Annotated in this window: 20 protein-coding genes and 1 pseudogene; 18 read left to right on the forward strand and 3 right to left on the reverse strand. The window is 71.6% G+C overall.

All coding sequences use genetic code 11. From position 1 onward, the window contains the following. Positions 1-109: 109 nt before the first annotated feature. The 15 genes from OG393_RS33220 (at position 110) to OG393_RS33290 (ending at position 18336) form a co-directional block, all read left to right on the forward strand. Positions 110-2143: an ATP-binding cassette domain-containing protein gene (locus OG393_RS33220; RefSeq protein ID WP_442817445.1), complete on the forward strand. Its 2034-nt coding sequence runs from the start codon at positions 110-112 to the stop codon at positions 2141-2143. 75 nt (positions 2144-2218) lie between these two features. Next, the gene (locus tag OG393_RS33225) at positions 2219-3688 is read left to right on the forward strand and encodes an NUDIX domain-containing protein (protein WP_327378785.1); all 1470 of its coding nucleotides are present in this window, start codon (positions 2219-2221) and stop codon (positions 3686-3688) included. 76 nt (positions 3689-3764) lie between these two features. Then, positions 3765-4805 carry a phosphotransferase enzyme family protein gene (locus OG393_RS33230; RefSeq protein ID WP_327378786.1) on the forward strand — a complete coding sequence of 347 codons (1041 nt, stop codon included), beginning with the start codon at positions 3765-3767 and terminating at the stop codon, positions 4803-4805. Then, complete coding sequence (locus OG393_RS33235; protein ID WP_327378787.1) at positions 4789-6195, forward strand: MFS transporter; 1407 nt, start codon at positions 4789-4791, stop codon at positions 6193-6195. The genes OG393_RS33230 and OG393_RS33235 overlap by 17 nt, the downstream gene beginning before the upstream one ends. A gap of 360 nt (positions 6196-6555) precedes the next feature. Then, on the forward strand, positions 6556-7767 hold the full coding sequence (locus tag OG393_RS33240) for a methyltransferase (RefSeq protein ID WP_327378788.1): 1212 nt from the start codon (positions 6556-6558) through the stop codon (positions 7765-7767). 59 nt (positions 7768-7826) lie between these two features. Continuing rightward, entirely contained in the window at positions 7827-8360 is a 534-nt protein-coding gene (locus OG393_RS33245; RefSeq protein ID WP_327378789.1) for an HIT family protein, read from the forward strand. Beyond that, positions 8357-9739 carry a phosphotransferase gene (locus OG393_RS33250; RefSeq protein WP_327378790.1) on the forward strand — a complete coding sequence of 461 codons (1383 nt, stop codon included), beginning with the start codon at positions 8357-8359 and terminating at the stop codon, positions 9737-9739. The genes OG393_RS33245 and OG393_RS33250 overlap by 4 nt, the downstream gene beginning before the upstream one ends. 33 nt (positions 9740-9772) lie before the next feature. Further along, positions 9773-12145 (forward strand): methyltransferase, FxLD system, encoded by a 2373-nt coding sequence (gene fxlM, locus OG393_RS33255; RefSeq protein WP_327378791.1) that lies wholly within the window; start codon positions 9773-9775, stop codon positions 12143-12145. 65 nt (positions 12146-12210) lie between these two features. Then, positions 12211-13008: a hypothetical protein gene (locus tag OG393_RS33260; protein ID WP_327378792.1), complete on the forward strand. Its 798-nt coding sequence runs from the start codon at positions 12211-12213 to the stop codon at positions 13006-13008. 27 nt (positions 13009-13035) lie between these two features. Next, positions 13036-13830 carry a PIG-L deacetylase family protein gene (locus OG393_RS33265; protein WP_327378793.1) on the forward strand — a complete coding sequence of 265 codons (795 nt, stop codon included), beginning with the start codon at positions 13036-13038 and terminating at the stop codon, positions 13828-13830. A 68-nt stretch (positions 13831-13898) separates the two neighbouring features. Then, positions 13899-14513, forward strand: coding sequence for a GFA family protein (locus OG393_RS33270; RefSeq protein ID WP_327378794.1), 615 nt, complete (start codon positions 13899-13901; stop codon positions 14511-14513). A gap of 183 nt (positions 14514-14696) precedes the next feature. Next, positions 14697-15752 carry an NUDIX domain-containing protein gene (locus tag OG393_RS33275; RefSeq protein ID WP_327378962.1) on the forward strand — a complete coding sequence of 352 codons (1056 nt, stop codon included), beginning with the start codon at positions 14697-14699 and terminating at the stop codon, positions 15750-15752. Positions 15753-16023: 271 nt separating this feature from the next. Then, the gene (locus OG393_RS33280; protein WP_327378795.1) at positions 16024-16656 is read left to right on the forward strand and encodes a M15 family metallopeptidase; all 633 of its coding nucleotides are present in this window, start codon (positions 16024-16026) and stop codon (positions 16654-16656) included. A 52-nt stretch (positions 16657-16708) separates the two neighbouring features. Further along, positions 16709-17668, forward strand: a complete 960-nt coding sequence (locus tag OG393_RS33285; RefSeq protein ID WP_327378796.1) for an endonuclease/exonuclease/phosphatase family protein — start codon at positions 16709-16711, stop codon at positions 17666-17668. Further along, the gene (locus tag OG393_RS33290; protein WP_327378797.1) at positions 17668-18336 is read left to right on the forward strand and encodes a 2'-5' RNA ligase family protein; all 669 of its coding nucleotides are present in this window, start codon (positions 17668-17670) and stop codon (positions 18334-18336) included. Before OG393_RS33285 ends, OG393_RS33290 begins: the two co-directional genes overlap by 1 nt. Before the next feature lie 142 nt (positions 18337-18478). Here OG393_RS33290 and OG393_RS33295 read toward each other — a convergent pair whose 3' ends face one another. Beyond that, the gene (locus tag OG393_RS33295) at positions 18479-19390 is read right to left on the reverse strand and encodes a hypothetical protein (RefSeq protein WP_327378798.1); all 912 of its coding nucleotides are present in this window, start codon (positions 19388-19390) and stop codon (positions 18479-18481) included. 639 nt (positions 19391-20029) lie between these two features. On the opposite strand from OG393_RS33295, the gene OG393_RS33300 reads away from it, so the two are divergent. Further along, positions 20030-20821, forward strand: coding sequence for an IS5 family transposase (locus OG393_RS33300; RefSeq protein WP_327378799.1), 792 nt, complete (start codon positions 20030-20032; stop codon positions 20819-20821). Here OG393_RS33300 and OG393_RS33305 read toward each other — a convergent pair. Further along, positions 20778-21323 carry a hypothetical protein gene (locus tag OG393_RS33305; protein ID WP_327378800.1) on the reverse strand — a complete coding sequence of 182 codons (546 nt, stop codon included), beginning with the start codon at positions 21321-21323 and terminating at the stop codon, positions 20778-20780. The genes OG393_RS33300 and OG393_RS33305 overlap by 44 nt on opposite strands. A 116-nt stretch (positions 21324-21439) precedes the next feature. On the opposite strand from OG393_RS33305, the pseudogene OG393_RS33310 reads away from it, so the two are divergent. Together OG393_RS33310 and OG393_RS33315 are read left to right on the forward strand one after the other, a co-directional pair. Then, positions 21440-22189, forward strand: a pseudogene (locus OG393_RS33310) (hypothetical protein); the annotation flags it as partial. An 8-nt stretch (positions 22190-22197) separates the two neighbouring features. Further along, positions 22198-22419: a hypothetical protein gene (locus OG393_RS33315; RefSeq protein WP_327378801.1), complete on the forward strand. Its 222-nt coding sequence runs from the start codon at positions 22198-22200 to the stop codon at positions 22417-22419. 137 nt (positions 22420-22556) lie between these two features. Here OG393_RS33315 and OG393_RS33320 read toward each other — a convergent pair whose 3' ends face one another. Further along, the gene (locus tag OG393_RS33320; protein WP_327378802.1) at positions 22557-22853 is read right to left on the reverse strand and encodes a hypothetical protein; all 297 of its coding nucleotides are present in this window, start codon (positions 22851-22853) and stop codon (positions 22557-22559) included. Positions 22854-22900 lie beyond the last annotated feature (47 nt).

Genomic DNA, 22900 nt, shown 5'->3' on the forward strand with positions numbered 1-22900 from the left:
CCGCTGAATCACAGGGTGCACAACCCGTCCGAAAGGAACAGGTGCTCGAAATCGCGCGGCGTCGTTGAACACGGCGACGCCACCACCACGTCCACGAGGGGGGAATACATTGACGCCAGTCGAACCAGACAGCGACAAGACCGCGAGCGGCCCGAAGGCCGAAGCCACGGACAACATCTCGGACGCCGAGCGTGAGCTGTACGGCGGCCGGCTGCGCTACGACCAGTCCTACGTCCGCCACGAAGGCCCACTGACCCGGCTGAAGTTCGGACACATGGCGGCCGCGCTGCCGCACATGGTCGGCATGGTGCTGCGCACCGGCTGGAAGGCGGACCGGCGCGCCCTGATGGGAGTCGTTGCGGCCGAGCTCGGGCAGGGCGTGACGGCCGGGTGGGGGCTGGTGGCGGTCAACGGCGTCCTCGCGCAGTTGTTCGCCGACGGTCCGACTGTGGACAAGCTCCGCGACGCTCTTCCGTCTCTGGTGGCACTCGCGATCGCGGCGGTGGCCGGCGCCGTCCTGACGGCATGGTCGACGGCCATGTCCGGCCGGCTGGAGCCGCAGGTGGAGCGGGCAGTCTCCGCCCGCTACTACACAGCCGTCACCGGTGTGGAGGTGGAGGCGACCGAGCGGCCGGAGGTCCAGCGGATCCTAGAGGCGGGGAAGTTCGGCACGGACTCGGCCCGCAGCATGCTGCGGCTGTCGGTCGGCGTCGGCAATGTGGTGATCGGCATGGCGGCAGCCGCGGTCGTGCTCGCGGCGCTGCACCCTGTGCTGCTGCCGATGCTGCTGGCGATCGCCCTTCCCAAGGGGTGGGGCGCGGTCCGCTCCGCGCGCCGGGACTACCTCTCCCGGATGAACTGGGTCGACCACCGCAGGGCGATCGCGTCCCTGCTGGCCTACCTCACCCGCCCGCACGCCGCCGGTGAGCTCCGCGTGCACGCCGCCGGCACGAAGCTGCTGTCCAGCTACGAGGAGATGTCCAGGCAGATGGAGGCGGAGCAGCGGCGCCTGGCCCGGGCCCAGGCATCGACGGACCTGGTCGCGGGAGCGTTCGCCGGCGTGGCGTCGCTGGCCTGCTACGGCGTGCTGTGGTGGTTGCTGTCGACCGGCGGTCTCCCGCTCGCCGTCGGCGGGACCGCGGTGATCGCCATCCGTACCTCGACGGCGCGGCTCACATCGCTGGTACAGCAGGTCAACCGGCTGTACGAGGAGCTGCTGTTCCTCACCGACACTGAGGACGCCATCGCAGTGGCGGGCGAGAACGCGATCCCGCTCACCGGCACGCCACTGCCCGTGCCGGTCCGGGAGGTGATGACGGAGGCGGTCTCGTTCACCTATCCGGGCGCCGACGGCCCCTCCCTGAAGGACGTAAGCGTGCGCGTGCCGCGGGGAAAAGTGACGGCCCTGGTGGGCGCGAACGGGTCAGGGAAGACCACACTCACCAAGGTGCTGGCCGGGCTATTGCTGCCCTCCGACGGGGACGTGTGGTGGGTGGGCGAGTCGGGCGAGCGGGTCGAGCTGCGTGAGGCGGACCGCACCCAGATCTTCGCTGAAGTCGGTGTGCTGGCGCAGGACTTCCCGCGTTGGGAGATGACGGCGGCCGCGAACGTAGCCATCGGGATCGGCGACCGTCCCCGGGACATGGACCGCGTCCGCAAGGCCGCCGGCGAGGCGGGCGTGCTCGAGCTGGTCGAGGGCCTGCCGCACGGCTGGGACTCGATCGTCTTCAAGGGCTACGAGCGCGGTGTCCAGCTCTCGGGAGGCCAGTGGCAGAAGCTGGGATCCGCTCGAACAAGGTACCGACAGGCGCCGTTCCTGCTGGTCGACGAGCCGACCAGCGCCCTGGATCCCCACGCGGAAATCGCCGCGTTCGAGGGGCTGTGGTCCCTGGCCGAGGAGGGGCACGCGGTCGTGCTCGTCACCCACCGGCTCGCAGCCACCATGCACGCCGACCACATCTACGTCCTCGATCAGGGGTGTGTCGTCGAGGACGGCACCCACGAAGACCTGATGTCCCGCAAGGGCGGCCTGTACCAGGGGATGTTCACCGCCCAGGCCGCGCAGTACGGGCTCGCGCCCACGGCCGACCCGGTTCCCCGGCCCCGGGGCACCCAGCCGTCCAGCCACGAGACGGCGAGCTGACCCACCGGAGCACCTTCCCCCCAGTCCGACCCGCCACCCCGCCCCCCCCACCACACCGAAGGCGAGACACCGCCCATGCCACCCAGCTCCACCGCGATCCGCAAGACCATCGAGGCGTACCTCGGCCGGCACTCTGGCGAGCGTGCCGCCCTGGGCGGCCTTCTTGCCGCTCTGGACCGGCCCGTCGACGCGACCGCCCGGACGACGCTGCCCGGGCACGTCACGTGCAGTGCCGTCGTCATCGACCGGCAGGGCCGGGTCCTGCACATCCGGCACCGGGCCACCGGCGGCCTCGTACTCACCCCCGGCGGCCACATCGAGCCCCGCGACCGCACACTGCTCGCCGCGGCACTGCGCGAGGTGTCGGAGGAAGCCGGGATCGCGCCGGGCTCCCTGTGCCTGACCCGGCAACTGCTCGGGTCTCCGATCGACATCGACGTCCACGACATCGACGCCAACCCGGCGAACGGGGAACCGGCCCACCGCCACTACGACTTCCGCTACGCCTTCTACCTCGCCGGCGAGGAGCCGCCCACAATCGCGCTACAGGACGAGGAGGTGTCCGACGCTCAGTGGCTCCCCCAGCCGGAGGTCACCTCGCCGACACTGCGCGCAAAGCTCCTCGCGGCACGGCTGAACGGCCAGCCCGAGCCGGTGAACGCTTCCGCGCTCATCCATGACGGGGCTGGCCGCTACCTGCTCCATCTGCGCGACCACAAGCCCGGCCTCATTTGGCAGTCGGGCGCGTTCGCTCTTCTCGGAGGCGGCCGCACGCACGATGACCAGAGCCTGAAGGACACGCTGCTGCGAGAGCTGTCCGAGGAGGCCCCCGACCTCCGCCTGGAGGGCCTGGAGCCGTACGCCGTGGAGGCGGCCACCAGCGTCGACGGCCTCAGCGTCCCGGTCCAGGTCTTCGCGGGCCGGTGGCGTGACAACCCCGACCGGCTCCGGCTGCATGAGGGCGTGTTGCTGAGGTGGTTCACCTTGGACGTTCTGGACCGGCTGCGTCTGAGCCCGGCGACGCGGGACTTGATTCGCCGGCACGCGGCCGAGAACGCGTCGGACGGCGGGCCGACTGTGGTCCCTGTTCCGTGGGCTGGGGGCAGTCGGACCGTGCTGAACGGTGTCGGTGTCCACCTCCATCTGGAGGACGACGAGGGCCGGGTGCTCCTGGGTTTGCGCCATCCCGACTCGGCGTACGCGGGAAACACGTGGCACTACCTGGCGGGGAAATGCGAACAGGAGTCCGCAGTCGCGTGCCTGGTGCGGGAGGCGCGGGAGGAAGCGGGGCTGGTGATCGAGCCTGAGGACGTGGATCTCGCGCACGTCGTCCACGTCGTCGACTCCCCGGATGGGCAGCCGTTGATGCAGCTCGTGTTCCGTGCCCGCCGCTGGAAGGGAGAGCCGAAGGTCCTCGAGGGCGACAAGTGCCTGACCTGGCAGTGGTTTCCGAACCATGAGCTCCCGGAGCGGCTCGTCCCCTACACCCGGACGGCCCTGGCCGGAATCGCCGAAGGCCGTATCTACTCCCAGTTGGGCTGGTGAACGGCGTGCGCACTTCTACCGGGAGCGGGGGGCGAGCCCTGTCCGTCCGCAGGTCGGCACCGTCGGGGGTGCCGGGATGAGCGCCGAGTCCGACGTCATGGTCGTGGCCGGGATCCTGGCGCTGCTGTACCGGATCACGCCGGCCGCGGTCAGCGAGGGCCCCGCGGGAACGGCGACCCGCAACTACGTGGCCGGGGACCGTGCGGACAGGCGGTGGTTCGTGAAGGCGTACCCCCGTGGGACCGACATGGAGGCGGAGCGGAAGGCCCTGGCCCTGGGCGAGTCGGCCAGGGCGGCCGGGGTTCCGGTGCCGGCCGTGCGGCGGACGGTGACGGGCGAAGTGATCGCGTCGGCGGGCGGGCTGTCGGTATCCGTGACGGAGTACGTCGCAGACGCGGAGACAGCCGAGGGCGGGCTGTCCGGCGGCCGGTGGGATGCCGTCGGCGAGGCCGTCGGCTGTCTCCACCGAGCCCTGGCCCGCCACCCCGTCGGACCACCGCGCCCGGTAGCGGCCCGCGAGGTGTGCGACGTCGCACGAGCCGGGCGGCGGCTGAGGGAACTCCTCGCCCGCTGGGCCGCCGTGCCGCCTGCTCCGGGAGAATTCGCCTCCTGGTGCGCCCAGACCACGCAACAGCGGCTTGCCGCCCTTCCCGACGCGGCGGCCCGCCTGGAAAAGCTGCCGGCCACGCTGACAGCGCAGATCGTGCACGGGGACCTCGCCTCCCCCAACCTGCTGCTGCGTGGCGAGGAGGTCGCCGCAGTGATCGACTTCCGGCCCCCGGGGCATCGCAGCGCCGCCTGGGAGCTCGGCCGGATCGTGCTGGACCCGCGCACCGTACTGGCCCGCCCGGACGAATGGATCCCCGGCCTGGCCCGCGCCGTTGACGCCTACCGGGCGGCGAACCCGGAGCTTGCTGCCGAAGACCTCCTCGCCGTGCCGCGCGTCGCCGCCGGGTACCTGGCCTGCTCAGGCTTTCCCCTGTCCGAGCCGCTGGACGACCCCGCCTCGGTCACCCCGGCGCTGGAGGCGTACGGGCGCGCCCGGCACGAGGCCGCGTGCGTGCTGTGGGAGCGCCTGGACGAAGCCGAGGAGGTGCTCCGTGACGTCCTGCGTTGAGCCCCCCGCCCCACCCGCCTCTTCCTCTGGTGACTCCCTGTGGCGGCACCGGGACTTCCGCCGGTACCTGACCGGCCAGACCGCGAGCGTGGCCGGCAGCTCGATCACCCAGATGGCGCTGCCGGTGCTGGCCGTGCTCCACCTGGACGCCACCACCGCCCAGGTCGCGTGGCTAGCGTTGCTCGGACAGCTTCCGCCCGCGCTGCTCGCCCTGCACGCCGGCGCGCTCGCCGACCGGTACTCCAAGCGCCGGCAGATGATCACCGGTGACCTGGTCAGCGCCGCCGTGCTCTCCACGGTGCCGGTGGCGGCCGCGCTGGGCACGCTGACTCTGACGCAACTCATGATCGTCGCCGTGGTCCAGGGCGCGGCGAGCGTGCTGCACGACGCGGCGGCCATCAGCCTCCTTCCCAGCCTCGTCGACCGGTCCTTGATCCAGCGGAGCAACAGTCGCGTGGGCGCGTTGTTCGCGGTCGCCGCGACCGCCGGAAGCCACCTCGGCGCCACGCTGACCGCGGTGCTCGGCCCCGCCCGGGCCCTGCTCGGCGACGTCGTCTCCTTCCTGATCAGCGCCGGATGCACCGCCCGCATCCAGGCCCGCGAACCCGCCCCGCATCGCCCGGAAGCCCGCCGGCTGCGCGAGGAGATCGGCGAGGGCCTGCGGTACGTGCACGGTGACGAGCGGCTGCGGACCCTGACACTGGTCAACGCCAGCACCTCCTTCGCGCTCGGGCTGCTCAATACCCTGTGGGCCCTGTACCTGCTGCGGACGCTCGCGGTGAGCGCGACCGCCTTCGGTGTGCTTCTCGGCCTGGGCGCGCTGGGCGCGGCCGCCGGGGCACTGACCGCCCCGTCGCTCGCCCGCCGGTGGGGCCCGGGGCCGATGATGCTGACCGCGCTCGCGATCACCCCGCTGACCCAGATCCCGATACTGCTCGCCTCCCCCGGACGCGGCTGGCAGATCACGATCGGAGCGGCGCTGTTCCTGCAGCTCGCCTGCGCCGGCGCCGCGGGCACTACCCAGCGCTCGATTCGTCAGATCATCACCACGGCCGGAATGCAGGCGCGGATGCAGGCCGTGAGCACGTGGCTGACGGCCAGCGCCCGCCCCCTGGCCGCGCTGCTCGCTGGCGGCCTGGGCACGTGGATCGGAGTGCGGCCCACCCTGACCGCCGGGACCATCCTGCTTCTCGTGCCGCTCGTAGTCCTCGCCCGCTCCCCGCTGCGCGCACTGCGACACATGCCGGACCAGCCGCCCGCCGCGCCCCGGACCAGCAGCGAGCCCGTACCCTCGCCGCCCTTCCCGCGGACGGCCCCGCCGGCCGTGCCCACGCCCGCACATACGGAAGACGCCCCTCACGGCCACTCGCCCGGAGGAGACGCCACGTGAACAAGGTGCCGAACACGGCGGCGGTGCCGCTTGCCGTGCCCGCCCGAGCCCCTGGAGTGCACTGGGCGCAGCGACCCCGCCCAGTTCGCCGCGCCCTTCCTGGCCCCGCAGCCCCCCGGCGACACCTTTGGGGCCGGGGACGCCCGGCCGGGCTCGAAGAGAGCGTAGAGCTGTGCCCCGGGCGGCTGACCGGCCCGCGCGTATGGGCGCCGCGATCCACGGAGGGGTCTGCTACGTGATGCGCGATCCGATACAGCGTCCCCTGGTGCTCTCGCACGCCGGTCTCGCCCCCAGCACTGCTGTGGGCCACGCCGGTCCGCCGCCTCACCACCATGCCGACTTCCGTGAAGGACTCCGCTCATGCCTCTCGACCTCCGTGAAACGACGAGCCGTCGGCGCGCCGACATGGCCGACCGGCTCACTGCCGACGGCGTCCTGACCGACAAGCTGCTGCGCGACGCGCTGCTTCGCTTGCCGCGCGAGGCCCTGCTCCCGCACGCGTACGTCCGGGTCAGCGGCCCGGGTGCGGACCCGATCGACTGGCGCCTCCTCGACGGCTCCCACCCCGACGACCAGGAGGAGTGGCTCGACCTCATCCACAGCGACGAGTCGATCCTGCTCCAGCGCGACGGTGAACCCCTCGACGCACTCCCCCACGGCCCGGTGACCGGGGGACACATGACGTCCATGTCCACCTACACCCCCGCCACCGTCGAAGCCCTCCAAGCCGTGGGACTCGGCCCCGGCCACTGGTATCTGGAGCTCGGCCCCGGCCCCGGCGTCTCTTTGGCGCTCGCCGCCGCCGTTACCGGCCCCGGACTCGCCACCGGCGTGGAGCGGGACGGACACATGACGGCCTTCGCCCAGCGGAACCTGGACCGGCTCGGTGTCGGCGCGACCGTTGTCGAGGGCGATGCGCTCGAAGGGCACGAGCCGCGGGCGCCGTACGACCGGATCCACTCGGGGATCGGCGTTCCCTGCGTCCCGGCGCCGTGGGTAGAGCAGCTCGCACCAGGTGGCCGGTTGCTGACCACGCTCGCGACCCGTACGCCGAGCTGGCCCGGGCAACTCCTGGTCACCCGTACCCCGGCCGGCACGGTCGAGGCGGTCCTGCGGGGTCGGCCACGCGGGTACCGGCCCGTGCTCGGCTACCGGTGGCTCAGTGCCCTGGGTCACCGCGCCCGCATCAAAGCCGACCCCGGCAGGGCACGACCGACCCGGCTCGCCCCGCCGCCGGACGACGCCTACGGATTCTGGCTCGCCGCCGCCTATCTCGCGCCCGGTCTGGTCCGGGACTTCCAGGCCGAGAGCATGACCATCGTCGCGCCTGACGACGACTCCTGGGCCGTCGCCGGCCCCGGCGACGGGACTGTTCGCGTCTGCGGGCCGCGTGATGTGTGGGCTGAGCTCGAGGAGCTCCACGCCCGCTGGGAGGAAGCCGGCCGGCCGGAGTCGTACACCGTGGACCTCACCGCTGGCACCGGGGCCCAGACCGTCACGTCCGGTGCGGGGCCGAAGGCGCTGACCTGGACGCTCCCGGCCCTCGCCGGTATTCCCCGGCCGAGGCCGTGACCTCGCCCGCGCGAAACGCCCTTACCCCGCCCCCCAGCCGCTCAGCGAACGGAGTACGGATGCCCCAGCATCACCACCCCCTTCCTCCCCAAGCCGACAGTTCCCCCGTGCTGGCCGGCTGGCCCGAGGACTTCCCCCGCCACCGCTCCGGCGACGGGTGCCCCATGTGTGCGAACGACTACGCCTCGGCCGACATCGGCTGGGGCGTGCTGCTTCGCCGCGGTGAGGTGGCCAACGCCTATCTGTGGCGCAGCGGGTGCGTTCGCGGCTACTGCGTGCTCATCCACCGCGGCGCCCCGCACGTCGCCGAGCCCACCGACCTGCCGGGAGCCGACGCCGCCGCCTACTGGCGCGACACCCTCGCGCTCGGCAAGGCCCTGACGGCCTTCTACGAGCCGGTGAAACTGAACTACTCCACCCTCGGCAACGTCGTACCCCACCTGCACAGCCATATCTGCCCCCGGTACGCCGGTGACACCGATCCGGCCCCGGGCGGGCCTCTGCCGTGGGAGTTCCTCGACGGCGGACGCCAGGACGAGGCACAGTTGCTGGCCGACGCCGCAGCGCTGCGGACCCTGTTGGGGGACGCATGACCGGCGGCCAGCGGCACACCGAGCCGCTCGACGTTCACCTGATCGCCGTTCGCGACGGCGCGGCCGGGCCCGAGGTGCTGCTGTCCCGGCGGGCCGGAGACGTGTACGCGGCGGGATGCTGGCATCTGGTCAGCGGGCACCTGGACGGCCCGTGGGAGGACGTGGTCACGGCCCTGGTGCGCGAGACCCGGGAAGAGGCCAGCGTCATCGTCGATCCTGCCGACGTCCGCGCGGCCGTCACCGTGCACCACCGCTCCCCCGCCGGCGGCGCCCGCCTCGGGGTGTTCTTCGAGGTGAAGCGCTGGGACGGCATCCCGCAGGTCATGGAACATCGGGTCTGCGACGCCATGGAGTGGTTCCCGTTCGACAACCTGCCGGAGCCGATGGTCGCGTACTGCCGGGCCGGGCTGGACGCCTACCGGGCCGGCGCGCGGATGGCCGTGCACTTCCAGGAGCCCGGCGACCCGATCGCTTACACCCCGGACGCCGACCGCACGGTCCTGGTCCCCGAACCCGGCAGCCCCGGCGCGATCCCGGAGGAGGAGGTGCGTGCCTTCGCCGAGCGGGCGGTGGGCCGGATCACCACCTGGACGGACGCGTCCTGGGCGCGTGAGGAGAGCCGCGTATGGCGGGCGCGCGGCGCCCAGGGCGGCACCTGGTACGTCAAGATCCACCAGAATGGCCGCTTTCACCAGCGCGAAGTCGCCGCACTCCGGGGCTGGGTCGCTGGCCTTGGCGAGGCCGCGCCCCGCCTGGTGGCCGCGGATGCGGATCTGCGGGCCGTCGTGCTCACCGTGGTGGGAGGCCGTTCCCTGCATGGCGCCACGTACTCGCCCGAGCAGCAGCGCCGGATCTTTCACCGCATCGGGCAGCTCGCAGCCGCCATCCACACCAGCGCCCCACCACGCCCGGCCGCCGGCACCCTGCCGCTGGGGAAGCTGGAGCGGCACCTGGACGGCGCCCGCATCCACCTCTCGCCCGGGGATGAGGACTTCATCCGCGCTATCGCCGAGAAGGCCACCGGCTTGCCCGCCTTGGAGGCGGTCCCCACCCATGGGGATCTCCAGCCCCGCAACCTGCGATGGGACGAAGACGCCGATGCGCTCTACGTGATCGATTTCGAGCGGTCGGAGGAAGGCCCAGCCATCAGGGACTTCGTGCGGCTCTCCGATGTCTGGCACGGCCGCCCCGACCTCCTTCACGCCGTAATGGACGGCTACGGCCGCCCCTTCACCCCAGAGGAGGAGGCCCAGCTCACTGCCCTGTCCGTCCTCGATTCCGTCTCCGGCATCGCCTACGGCACAGCCCACGGCGATCCCGAGCTCGTGGAGCGCGGCCGGCGCACCCTGGCCCGGCTCCGCGCCGCCCAACGCCCCTGACCCCCACCTCTACTACGCACGAGGAGCAGCACGTTGACGTATACCACCCGCGACCAGTGGGAAGAGCACTTCAGCGAGGGCAAGGACTTCCGGCAGCTCGGTGAGCGCGAGCGGGAACTCCTCGCCGAGCACACCCCCGTCCCCGACGGCGGCGGCCGAGCGCTCGACGTGGGCTGCGGCACCGGGGAGCTGGCCGCCTACCTCGCCTCGCTCGGCTACACCGTGGACGCATGCGACTTCACGGACAGCGCGATCGCCCGGGCCCGTATGGAGCATGCCGACGTCGAGGGCGTGCACTGGCTGCACCTGGACATCGAGCACGCCTACCCCGCCCCGCTGCACAACGAAAAGTACGACCTGATCACGCTCCGCCTGATGTACCCGTTCGTGCAGGACAGGAGTCGCGTCCTTCACGGGCTGGGTGAGCGGCTGCGCGACGGCGGCGCTCTCGTCATCATCACCCCGGTGGCGGAGACCACGCCCGAAGAGCGGCGCGGCATCGCCCTGGACGAGGACGAGATCGCCGTGCTCGCCGTCGGATGGGAGACTGTGGAGCGGCTGGACGCGGACGGCCTGGCCTTCCTGGTCCTGCGCGGACCCTGCCACACCGACACGAAGGCCGTCGAGAAGCGGCCGACCACCGCCCATGCCCTCACCGGCGCCCTCGCGGTCGTCACCGACGACGCCGGCCGGGTCCTGCTCGGCCGGTCCCGCCGCGGCATGCTCGAACTGCCCGGCGGTAAAACCCGCGGCCCGGAGGACTTCGCCGCCGCGGCCGTCCGCGAACTCGGCGAAGAGACCGGCCTGCTCGCCGAGGAGGCGGACGCGCACGTGGTGTCGATGCTGGTCGACGACAGCCACGGCATCCCTCGGCTCACGGCCGTCGTACGTGTCACCAGCTGGTCCGGCCAGCTCGCCAACCCCGAACTTGACAAGTTCGCTCGCTGGGAGTTCCACGATCTGCACGCTCTGGCCTGCGTCGGGGACGTGTTCGTCCCTGCCGCGGCGGCGCTGGATGCCGTGTGGCCCGGGATCATTCCCGACCTGCCGCCCGTGGTCTCCTACCCCCTCGCCATCGAGCAGCCGCCCGTGCCGGGTGAGCCTGCCGAGGCAGTCCGGCTGCGACAGGCGATGGCCCAGACGGTGATCGACGGCGGCTGGGCCCCATCCGAGCCGGTCCAGCAGGCGCTGCGGACCGTGCCCCGCCACCGTTTCGCCCCGGAGGTGAACCTCGAGGCCGCGTACGACGGCGGCGACCGCGCCGTCATCACCCGCCGCGACGAGACCGGCACGGCGATCAGCTCGGTGTCCGCGGCCTGGCTCCAGGCCGACATGATCGAGCACCTCCACCTCAAGCCGGGCGCGATCGTGTTCGAGGCAGGCTCCGGCGGCTACAACGCCGAGCTGATCGCCCACGTCACCGCCCCCGACGGTCGTGTGGTCACCGTCGACATCGACCCGTGGGTCGTACGCCGCACCCGCGCCTTCCTCACGGAGGCCGGCAGCGGCCGCGTCACCGCAGTCGAAGCCGACGCCGCCCTCGGCGCTCCCGCGCACCTCGTGCCCCGCGGCGGCTTCGACGGCAGCATGATCACCTACAGCTGCTGGGACATCGCCCCGGCCTGGCGCCAGCAGCTGGCTGAAGGCGGGCACCTGGTCCTGCCGCTGGAGATCGGCGGCTACAGCAGGGCAGTCACCTTCGAGCGGCGCGGCCAGGTGCTGCACGCCCGCCACTTCACCTACTGCGGATTCGTCCGCGACCAGGGACAGCAGGCCCGCAGCATCCCGGTCGTGTCCCTCCTCGACGGCGGGCTGACGCTCCGCTTCGAGCACGGCACCGCCGCCAAGACGGCGGGCCTGGAGGAGGCACTGCGCGGGCCGCGGCATGAGCTCGCCACCGGCGTGACGATGGGGGCGAACTCGTACTTCGGCTCCCTGCAGCTGTACGCGGCCACCACCCTGCCCGCCTTCTGCAGGCTGGCCGCTCACCAGGACCCAGCCGAAGGGGTGACCGTCATCGGGAAGGGCCGTGACGCGCCCGCGATCGTCGGCGACGCCTCGCTCGCCTACGTCACCCACGTCCAGACCCAGGACGGTGAACACCCCGACGGAAAGCAGTGGGAGTGGATCGTCCACGCCTTCGGCGAGCAGGGCCCTGAGCTCGCCGAGCGACTTGTGGCCACGGTCCGGGCCTGGGACCGCCACGTGCGCGCCGAGGACAACGACCAGCATGCCGATCCCGTCCTGACCGTCTACCCGGCCGGGACGCCCGACGATCTGCTCCCCGCCGGGGATGTCTTGGACAAGGAGCACTGCCGCCTGGTGTTCCGGTGGCCTGGGCGTGACGCCCTGCCGCCCCGCCCCGTTGGGCGCCTGGGGGCCGGCGTCGTGGCAGAGGGGGTGTGACGGTGGAACCGGCGGTACGCGAGGCAGTGTTCACCGCGCCAACGGAGCGCGGTGACCGTGAACGGATGAGGCGCGCGCACGCGACCGCCGCTCTTCAGTTCCAGGTGTCCGGCTCAGGGCCGGACGTGTGGGGGTGGCAGGGCCGCACCCTGGGACGCCGGGCCGGGAACTGTTGGCTGCGGGTGGTCTCCGCCGCGCCGGACAAGGCCGGCGGACGGCTGTGGGAGGGCACGGCGGCTGCGGACACGCTCGTGCCCAGGTCGGTACCGCGGCCGCGGCTTCGCGGCGTTCTCGATTGGACCGCGTCGGACGCCGCTTACCGGGCCGAGCTCACCGAGTACGTGCCTGTCCCAGCGGTCACCAGCGGCAGTCCCGCCCTCTCCCGGGACATCGCACTGCCCGACGCCTGGTGGTCGGATCTGAAGACCGCGCTCGCCACGCTCGCGGCAGTGCCCACCGACCGGGAATCCGTACGGCAGGGCTGGGTCGACCGGAACTTCCGCCGCTTCCTCGGCATCGACCCGGTGCGGGTCCGTGAGACGACGACCGGGCACGCCGACCTGCACTGGGCGAACGTCACCGGCGTACCCCTGGTCCTGCTCGACTGGGAAAACTGGGGGCGCCTACCTGTCGGCTACGACATCGGCCTTCTGCACGCGTACACGCTCGCCGCGCCCGCGACCGCCGCCCGCATCCGGCAGGAGTTCGCCCACGTGCTGAGCACAGATGCCGGCCGGACCGGCGAACTGGTAGCGCTCGCCCAGCTCCTCCAGGCCTGTGCCCGAGGCGTCCACCCCACCCTTGCCCCACTCATCGCCCGCCGGGTCGAGCACCTCACCGGCACCCCCGTACCCGCTCCCTGACCACCCCGCCCCTGCCCGGAGGCCCCTGTGACGCAATCGAGCACACCCTCCCTCCTCGGAGTCTTCGCACACCCGGACGACGAATCCCTCCTCGCCGGCGGAGTCCTCGCCCAGCACGCCGCCGCCGGCGCTCGCACCGCGGTCGTCACCGCCACCTGGACGGCCAGCAGCCATCGCGCCCCCGAACTCGCGGCCGCCTTGAACGCCTTGGGCGCCGGCACGCCGCGGCTGCTCGGCTACGCCGATGCGCGCAACCCCGACTCGGCACCCGGTGGTGCCGTACGCCTCGTCGATGCGCCCCTCGACGAGGCTGTCGGCCGCCTCGTCGCGCACATCAGGCACTTCCAGCCCGATCTCGTCGTCGGACACGATGCCTTGGGTCAGCTGACCGGGCACCCGGACCACCGGCGCACCCACCAGATCACGCTCCTCGCCGTCGAAGCCGCGGGCCTGCCGCACCTGTATCCGGAGGCCGGCGAGCCGTGGCAGCCCGCCGCCTTCTACGCGGCCACCCATCCTCAGTCCGGGATCGCCGACCTCGGTCCGCTGCTCAGCGGGGTCGGGAAGACCCTGCTGTCCATGCCCGACGAGTACGTGAGCGCCACCGTGGACGTGACGGCCTGGCTCGACCGCAAATGGGCTGCGATCAGCTCACACCGCAGCCAGCTCCACGGCGAGCGGCCGCTTCCCGCGCTGTTGTCCCGTGCCGACCCCGGGCGACGAGACCGCATCCTCGCCACCGAGTACTTCACCCGTCTCGGCCTCCCGCGCGGCGGCCAGGTCGCCTCAGCACTCACGGCCAGTCCACCGGGCCCACGGTGAACCCGCTTCACGTCACGACCCAACCAGTGGTATCGGCCGGGGCCGATGAAAGACGGACAAGGAGTCCCATGCCCAGTTCAACCCACCATTCCGGCCAGACAGACCCTCCCGCCACCCCGAGCAGCCCGCCGCCGGGGAACACGAACCCGGCCGTCGATGCATCCGGCACAGCCGTCGCGCTCAGGACCGGACACTGCCCAACTTGCCCAGAATGCCAGGGAGATCACCTCGTGAACGCCACCCCAGCCGCCGACACCCAGGGAGCCGATACATCTGGGGAGCGCACCGGCGGCTGTCTCTGCGGTCGCATCCGCTTCACCACTCGGGGTCCAGCAGTTTTTGCCCACGCCTGTGCCTGTCCCCACTGTCAAAAGCTCGGCGGCACACCCGTGATGTGGTGGGTGGGCTTCGAGACGGTCACCTGGACAGGTGAGGGCGGCGAGCCGACCTGGTACGAGACCTTCGAAGGCGAGGCGAAACGCGGCTTCTGCCCGACCTGCGGCAGCCGCATCGCGGCGATCGACAGCGACATCCCGGAGATCGGCATCAACGTCACCGCTCTCGACGACACCAGCGGCCCAGACCTCGTGCCGATCCACGCGTCCTTCCGCGACGAGGCAGTGCCTTGGATGACCATCGTCCTCGCTCCCGAACCGCCCGCTTCGCAGCCCGCCTCGCCATGACGTCTTCACACCGCCGACGGCACGCCTTCGCAGCCGGTGGACCCGGCCACTCGTACACGACAACGACGCCGATCTCACCGCGCAGGACAGCGAGGCGGCAACTGCCCCCGCAGCAGCCCGAGCCCACGACCTGATCGGAATGAGATGACGACGACCTCACCTGACGAACCACCCAGCGTGGCGATGAACGAAGAGGCATACGGAGCCCTGCGCGCCTCGCACGCCCTGTGGGCCGGCACCTCTGTGCTGATCACCGACCGGCGAGGACGGGTCCTGCTTCAGAGCGTGACCTACCGGCCCACCCGTCTGCTAACCGGGGGCGCCGTCGACAAGGGCGAGTCCCCCGCTCAGGGCGCCACCCGCGAGATGGAAGAAGAGCTCGGCGTCCTGGCGCCCGTCACCTGCGGGCTGGCCGTCGACTGGGTCTCCCCCACCGGCCGCACCACGCCGCCCGCCATGCGGTTCCCCGGCGAGCTCTTGCACGTCTTCGACGGCGGCGTCTGGGACGAGGACCAGATCGCGGCGATCCGGCCCCGCCCGGGCGAGATCGACGGCATCGACTTCGTCGAGCCCGCTGAGCTGCCCGCTCTGATGTCTCCCGGCGACGCCCGACGGGCCCTGTCCGCGCTCCGCGCCCGCATCAACGGCGGCGGCCCCGCATTCCTGGAGGACGGGCTCCCCATCGCCCCCACCGTCCTGGACCGGGTCGGCGTTCTGCGTACCGCCCGAGCCCGCCACCACTTCCCCTTCCACCACGCCCGCCGCGTCCCCGACGGCCTCGCGGTCCGCCAGTCCTGGGCCTGGGCCTTCGCCCCGGACGGGCGCGTCCTCGTGCTCCTCGAACCGGACACCGGCGCAGCGTGCCTGCCCGGCGGCACTCCAGAACCCGAGGACCGCGCAGACCCCGAGACCACGTTGATCCGTGAAGCGCGCGAGGAGGCCGCCGCCGAGCTGACCGGCATCCGGTACCTCGGATACCTGTCCGACCCCGGCGACCCCTGCGCGCGCGTGCGCTACGCCGCCGCCCTCACGAGCCTCGGCTCCACCACCGCTGACCCAGCGACCGGTCGCACCTACGTCCGGATCCTGGCCACCCCGGAGCAGGCCGTGGAGTTCTTCGACTGGGGGCTACCCGCGGCCGAGCAGCTCCAGGCGGTCCACCAGGCCCGCGTCATCCTCGGCATTCCCCGGGCCGGGCGCCAGCCCGTCACCGAGGTCAGCGCCCCGATCGCCTGGTAGCCCAGCACCACCCGAAGCGAAACCAGCTGAATCGAGGAACCCCCATTCCCGACACCGTTCCTTCCGCCGACCGGCCATCTGCACCCCGGCGCCCGCTCAGGAAGAGGCGGCGCCACCGGGGCACCGTTCCTGGCCGGCGCGGGCGACTGCACTACCGCGCCGCCGAGCGTGGAGACACGCCCCACCAGCCGCGCGGGTCCGCGCGCTGCCGACGAATCAAGGAGCCCTGTTGAACACGAACCCGCGGGATACCGGCAGTCCCCTCATCTTGATGAGCGACCCGCGCGTGGCCGCCATCCCCGTCGTGGACTGCGGCGAGCCGCTCGTCGACGTTCGCGGGACGACCCTGCTGGTTGACGAGCGCAGGTCCGACCCGGCGGGCGCTTTCGCACATCTTCGCCAGGGAGTTCTCGACCGGCTCCTTCACGCCCAGTCGCTCCTGCCCGCCGGCCTGCGCCTGCTGTTTGTCGAGGGCTACCGCCCGCCCGACCTACAACAGCGCTACTTCGAGGAGTACGCGGACGAGCTCCGTGTAGCCAACCCGGCCTGGACACAGGACCAGGTGCACGAGGCCGCCAGCCGGTACGTGTCCCCGCCGCAGATCGCACCGCACAGCGCCGGCGCCGCCGTTGACCTCACCCTCGTGAACGCCGACGGAACCGAGCTGGACATGGGCACACGGGTGAACGCCAGCCCGGAGGAGTCCGACGGCGCCTGCTACATGCACGCGGCCTCGATCAGCAGCCACGCCCGGACGAACCGGGCCACTCTCGCCGCCGCCCTGTCTGCCGCCGGCCTCGTGAACTACGCAACCGAGTTCTGGCACTGGAGTCACGGCGACCGGTACTGGGCCCTGATGACCAACCAGCCGGCGGCCCTGTACGGGCCGCGCACCCTTCCGTGACCGGGCCGCGTTTGCCCGCGGTCACAGCCCCTCGAGCAAGGAGAAGTCGAAGGTGTCACGCTCTATACGGTTTGCCAACCTCAACGCCTACAAACTCGGGCACAGCCTGATCGGCGGCGACTCGTGGAATGCCCGGGTCAACACCATCCGGGAGATCGCCCCGGACGTCCTCGCGCTTCAGGAAGTGGTGGTGGACGAGACCCGGCCGCCGTCGGAATGGGCGGTCGAGGCGTCCGCCGTCGTCCAACAGCTGGCCGCCGAGTGCGGCCTGAGCGCGGCCACCGTCCGCGCCGACGGGACGCCGGGCCCGACGGCCATGGCCAGCAACGTCCACCGTGGCTGGTACACGGCGCTGCTATGGAACCCGGAGACTGTGGAGCCGGCACCGGGAGGGTTTCGGCCGCTGGGTGCTCCGGACTTCTGGCACGGGTACACCACCTGTGCGTTCGACGTCGGCGCCGCCGAGCCGGTCATCGTCGGCTCGTACCACGGGGACCCGTTCCGCGGTGACCTCCGCCGGCACGAGGCCTTCCGCGTCAAGAGCGTCTTCCGTACGACCGGGGGCGCCAAGCCGGGCCTGCTGCTCGGCGACTTCAACGCTCTGTCTGCGGCGAAGGTCCCCGGCTCGGACGGCGAGCGGTACTACGACGCGGAGCCGTATCTCGACCACGACCACGACGACCTGGAGTACCAGCTCCTCGACAGGACGATCGGCGGCGAGCAGCTGGCCGATCGCCGGCAGACCGAGGTCCTGCTGCGCCGCGGGTTCATGGTGGATGCCGCCGCTCACCTGGGGGTGCCGTGGCAGCCGACCGTCGGGCACTGGGAGGACGGGCGGGGGGACCCGGACCCGTGGGGCCCGCGCCGTATCGACCTGGTGCTCGCCACCCGGCCCGTGGCGCCCGCGCTCGTCGACTACACCACGCACAGCAGCCCGGCCGCCAGGGATGCCTCGGACCATCTGCCGGTGATCTGCACGATCGACCCGTCCAAGATCAGTGAGGAGCGGTGATGCGCCGGTTCATGGGGCCTACCCGGCTCTGGGGCAGCGAGGACGGACCGGACGAGGACTGGATCAAACCGCACGTCCTGTGGCTCCCACAGGACCAGCCGCAGGTCATGGCCTACTTCGCCCGGATACGGGAGGTCGTGTCCCGCTTCCCGGACGTGATCACGCCGATCGCGGACGAGGACCTGCACATGACGATCCAGTCCGTGCGCCAGCTCAACACCGACGGCATCCGGGTGGACGACGCGCAGCTTGCCGCAGCGGCCCGCTCGGTCCAGGCGGAGCTGGACCAGATGGCCCCGTTCGACATCGAGATCGGGCCGGCCCGGGCGTCGGGCTCGGCCGCGATCGTGGAGATCTGGCCCGAAGAAGGCCCGGCGGAGCTCAACCGCCGCGTGCGCGCGAGGTTGGAGGCGGCCGGGATGGTCCTGCCACCCGTCGAGGAGTACTTCTGGCCACACATGTCCGGGGGCTACGGCGCGCGCGACAGCGATACCCCGGAACTGGCCGCACGCTCAGACCAGTTCGCCTCCGCCATCGGCAAGGGCATCCGCCCGGGCCTCCGCACGTCGGCGACCGTGAGGGCGGTGTGGCTGGTGTGGGAGCGGCAGCGGCCTGAGCTGAACACCTACACCTTCTCGCGCGAGCACGCGTTGTACCTGAGGGGGTGACTCCGACAGCCGGTCGCGGTGTCGCTCGCTCCCGGGGAGCGGGCGGCACCGACCGTGCGCACCGTACCGGGCCTTGAGAAGGCTGTTCGCCGGAGCCACGCCGCCCTATGCCTTGGGCGCTGATGCCATGCGACGCCCGTCTTCACCTGCCGATCAGGTAGCGGACGCCCTGGTTGTCGTCGGGGTTGGTCCACAGGCTGTTACCGAACACGGCCTTCGCCTTCGCCGTCTCGCCAAGACGCCGCCACGTCAGTCCCAGGCCGTGCAACGCCCGGTGGAAGGGTCGGTTGTCCAGTTCGCCCCAGGCCAGCACGCCGTGGAACGCCGGCGGCAGCGACAGCTCCGCAACGGCGACGGCCGTTTGGTAGAAGCCCAAGGCCTCGGACAGCGCGGAGTCGTCGGACCCGCCGCGCTCGAACGCGTGGCTGCCCAGATGAGCCCAGCAGTCGACCTGCCGCAGGTCCTCGCGCACGGCCTCGAGCAGCGCCTCGCGGTAGGCGGTGTCGTTCCCCGTGCGCTCCCGCAGGTCGAGTGCGCGGTCCACGGGTGGAGAGCCTTCCCCGACATACGGGTCGGGCATCCGGTAGTACGGGCGCGGTCCGGCCTCACGCACCGCGCGCCACCAAGTCCAGGACGGCTTGTCGCCGTGATCGGCCGCGGAGGAGGGGCGAGCGCCCCACCCGCTCTCTGAGCGCGGGTCGTAGTCCTCGCCGCCGAAGGCGGGGCCGGCTGGAGTGATACCGGCGCGCTGGATGCGTTCGAGGATCCGGCGGGTGTCGCACCGCTCGTAGCGGTCGGTGATCTCGGACAAGTACACGTATCCCCGCCGGCGGTCATCCTGTCCGTCCTGCACAGGCGGCGGCACTACACGGCGCAAGCTGTCGAGCAGGCCGGACAGCACCTCCTCGGCCTGCTTCCCGGTCAACGGCCACGACAGCCCGGACACGCGCACCGCGTGAAACACGGGAGACCAGAGCGCGTCCTCGTCCAAGCCGCTGCGCTTGGCCAGTATCGTTCGCAGCTCGCTCTCGCTCACCGAAGTAGTGGCTGGCACAACGACCTCCTCGCTTGTTCGTGGTGTGCAATGAGCGGGTGATTCACCGGGAGCGTGCCCACCTGCCATTGCCCGAACGACCGTAGCGGCCCAGGCTCCTGGCCAGGGGCGAATCTGTCACCTTCACGCTCCCGAGCAGGACCTTGTGCGCGCGTCATGGGACGGGCCGAGGGCGCAAGAGGTTGGCCAGCGGTTCACGGTGGAGGTGGCGGCCTGCGCCACCAACGGCGCAGTACAGTGGTGGACTTAGCGTGCTGCGATTGGGACTTGGTACGTTCAGGCGTATGACGCTGCGCTCGGTGGATCTGCGTAAAGAGCCTGTGGAAGCCGTGCTGGACCGTGTCGAGCGGTCGCTGGGGGTGCGCCTGGCTCAGTAGCTGTTGTCGTTCCGATCTTGAGGGGTGGGCGTCGAACGGGAGTCTCGATCGGGTGATCGCGGCTGGCCGTGGGCATGAAAGCAGGGCCTCTTGGTAGCTCGGGGTTGCGAAGCCGACCGAGATCCAGGAGACCCTGTTGCCGCAGTTGTACGTGCTCATGCCGGTGGAGTTCAACTCGGCTGCTCCGTCGTGTGATTGTGTCGCTCACCGGTTCGGGAATGCGGCCGATCACCCGGAACGTGTTCGGCGGTATCCCTCGGACATGACGGACGAGGAGTGGGCCGTGGTCCGGCCGCTGCTGCCGGTGCCGGGCTGGCTGCGGGGCCGGGGCGGGCAGCCGGAGGCGTACTGCCACCGGGCGATACTGGACGCGGTCCGCTATCTCGTGGACAACGGGATCAAGTGGCGGGCGATGCCGGCCGACTTCCCGCCGTGGGACCGGGTCTACGCGTTCTTCCGCCGATGGCGCGACCATGCCCTGGTCAAGGAGTTCCACGACCGGCTTCGCGGCCGGGTCCGCCAGGAGGCGGGCCGGGATGCGGAGCCGACGGCAGGTGTGATCGACTCGCAGTCCGTCAAGGCGGACGCGGTCGTCGGCGCCGACAGCCGCGGCTTCGACGGCGGCAAGCTGATCAACGGACGCAAGCGGCACGTCGTGGTCGACACCCTCGGCCTGCTGCTTGGAGTGATGGTCACCGCGGCGGACATCGGTGACCGCGCCGCCGCGAAGGTGCTGCTCGCCAAGGTGGCCGACGCGCAATACCGGCTGGAACTCGTCTGGGCCGACGGCGGCTACACCGGCAGCCTCGTCGAGCACTGCCTGGCCACGCTCGCCCTGGTCCTCGCGATCGTCAAACGCAGCGACGACACGCGCGGCTTCGTGGTCCTGCCCAAGCGGTGGATCGTCGAGCGCCTCTTCGCCCACCTGATGCGCACCCGCCGCCTGGCGCGCGACTACGAACGCTCCACCAACAGCGCCGAGGCGATGATCTACTGGTCGATGACAATGATCATGACCCGTCGCCTGGCCCGGTCGCATCCTGCGCGAGCGTGAACCGGCCCGGCTGACGCTCGGCCAGCCAGCCCCGCGCGACCAGGCGTTTCGCCTTCGACCGCAACGCCTCCACCTTCGACGGCACGGTGTCCAGGCCGAACAAGACGGCCATCTCCTGGCAGGTCAGCGGCCCTTGATGGAGGCGATGCCGGTCCGAGAGGGCCTGCAGGATGCGCTGGTAGTCCATCGACAGCACCGACGCGTCCAGCCCCTCGCGCCACACCGGCACCTGCGACTTCGGCTTCGCTGCCATTGACGCCGGTGCTGCCTCCTCGGCCTGCCCCTGGGCCGGCATCGCCCGTTCGGTCCGGGCGTGATCTCCGGTCCCGTCCACCGGACCCAGCACCTCGCCGACCCGCGATCGGGCGATGACCCACTCCTTCCAGTCCCGCTCGGCCGCGGCCAGCTCGGCCTGGACGCGGTCGGCCTCCTCCCGCAGCTCGTCCACACGACGACGGGCACCCAACTCACGCTGTTCGAGCAACCCCACGACCGACGGCATCCACGGCCTCCCCAGGAACGATGACACGACAGGCCACCACTCCCACGGGAGCACCGAACCTATGCCTGACCAGCGAAAACACCGGTCTCAGGTTCGGTACGACAACACCTACTCACGACACTGTGGTGCGTAAGCGCCGGTCGGTGGGAGCGCGTACGGACCGCGGTACGTGGGTGCGTGTCGAGCGGCGAGGGCTCGACCGGATCGGGGTCCAGGGCGGGGACGGTACCTCGTCCGCGGAGGCCCTGTCCGGGATCGCGAAGCCTCCCTGGTTCGCCGGCGTGGTGTGGCGGGACGAGACGGAGCCGGTGATGTGGCGGGCGGACGAGACGGAGCTGCTGCCGGCGGCGCCGGTGGGCAGTGCCGTGGTGGCGAAGGACCCGCAGCTGCCCGAGGAGTGGTGGGCCGCGATGAACGCCTCCCTGGATGCCCTCGGTGCGCAGCGCACCAACCGGATCGCGACTCCGGACACCGAGACCATCACGCCGGAACTCGTCACGGAGACGATCCACGGCGTCTTCCCCGGCGTCGACGCGGCCCTGGGCGAATGGCGTCCGGCACACGCCGATTTCAACTGGGCGAATACGACAGCGCCGGCATTCTGCATGTTCGACTGGGAGGACTGGGGCATGGCCCCCCGCGGCCTGGACGCGGCGAGCCTGTGGGGTGCCTCTCTCGCCGTCCCCGCCCTCGCTGACCGAGTCCGCAGCGAGCGGCGTGACGATCTGGAGAGCCGGGACGGCAAGCTGATGACGCTGTTCGTCGCGGCGAAGATCCTCGGTCCCTACGCCGACCCTGACGACTTCCGGCTGGAGGCCGCCCGGGAGACGGCGGAGCGAGTGGTGAAGGAACTTCAGACGCGCTGACGACGGGCTTGGAGGAGCTGCCGGACCATCTGGTCATCAACCTCGTACGACAGGGCGCCAACCAGCTCGTGCAGGTGGTCGACGTTGTCCGTCCCGACCGCGATCGCGTCGACCGGGGGGCAGGCGAAAGGGAGAGGTTGGCGGTCTCACCTGCCGTCGGCGGCCGATCCGGCTCGGTCGTCGACGGCACGGAACGCGTGGCCGAGGCCCTCGACTCCAGCTCCTCGTGAAAGGCGAGTGGTGTAGTCGGTCCCACGCCCGGCGCGGAAGGCCAGGGGGCTCGCCACCGCGCTGCCGCGTCCAGGTCTGGGCTCGGCAGCGCGGTGAGGCCGCTAAGCCGGCGGATCCACCGGGGCCGGGCGGCCGGTCAGCGGTCCGTCCACGGTGTGGTGATGTGGCCGACCAGCTCGTACCACTGCTCGATCGTGATGACGAGCGTCTGCTCGCGATGCGAGGACATGCGCAGGGAGATCTCCTCGCCGCCGGGCAGCAGGGCGAACTCGACGTGGTCCTCCTCCCGGGTCCCGACGGGGTAGTACCAGTCGAGGCCGTCGGTGTCCTTCACCGTGGCGACGGTGCGGACCTCCACGGCTGCGGCCAGCGCCTCCAAGGCGGCCTTCGGGATCCGCAACTCCGCCTTCTCGGGCCCGGGTATCTCCGGCACGATGAACACTCCCTCTCCCGGCTCGGGTTCTGGCGCGTCACGCCGCC

The sequence above is a fragment of the Streptomyces sp. NBC_01216 genome (assembly GCF_035994945.1).
Classification (GTDB): domain Bacteria; phylum Actinomycetota; class Actinomycetes; order Streptomycetales; family Streptomycetaceae; genus Streptomyces.

Excerpts from the sequence above, each read along its gene's own strand:
- OG393_RS33225 (WP_327378785.1), top strand. The coding sequence starts at position 2,219 with ATGCCACCCAGCTCCACCGCGATCCGCAAGACCATCGAGGCGTACCTC.
- OG393_RS33230 (WP_327378786.1), top strand. The coding sequence starts at position 3,765 with ATGAGCGCCGAGTCCGACGTCATGGTCGTGGCCGGGATCCTGGCGCTG.
- OG393_RS33240 (WP_327378788.1), top strand. The coding sequence starts at position 6,556 with ATGCCTCTCGACCTCCGTGAAACGACGAGCCGTCGGCGCGCCGACATG.
- OG393_RS33245 (WP_327378789.1), top strand. The coding sequence starts at position 7,827 with ATGCCCCAGCATCACCACCCCCTTCCTCCCCAAGCCGACAGTTCCCCC.
- OG393_RS33250 (WP_327378790.1), top strand. The coding sequence starts at position 8,357 with ATGACCGGCGGCCAGCGGCACACCGAGCCGCTCGACGTTCACCTGATC.
- OG393_RS33260 (WP_327378792.1), top strand. The coding sequence starts at position 12,211 with ATGAGGCGCGCGCACGCGACCGCCGCTCTTCAGTTCCAGGTGTCCGGC.
- OG393_RS33270 (WP_327378794.1), top strand. The coding sequence starts at position 13,899 with ATGCCCAGTTCAACCCACCATTCCGGCCAGACAGACCCTCCCGCCACC.
- OG393_RS33275 (WP_327378962.1), top strand. The coding sequence starts at position 14,697 with ATGAACGAAGAGGCATACGGAGCCCTGCGCGCCTCGCACGCCCTGTGG.
- OG393_RS33280 (WP_327378795.1), top strand. The coding sequence starts at position 16,024 with ATGAGCGACCCGCGCGTGGCCGCCATCCCCGTCGTGGACTGCGGCGAG.
- OG393_RS33290 (WP_327378797.1), top strand. The coding sequence starts at position 17,668 with ATGCGCCGGTTCATGGGGCCTACCCGGCTCTGGGGCAGCGAGGACGGA.
- OG393_RS33300 (WP_327378799.1), top strand. The coding sequence starts at position 20,030 with ATGACGGACGAGGAGTGGGCCGTGGTCCGGCCGCTGCTGCCGGTGCCG.
- OG393_RS33305 (WP_327378800.1), bottom strand. The coding sequence starts at position 21,323 with ATGCCGTCGGTCGTGGGGTTGCTCGAACAGCGTGAGTTGGGTGCCCGT.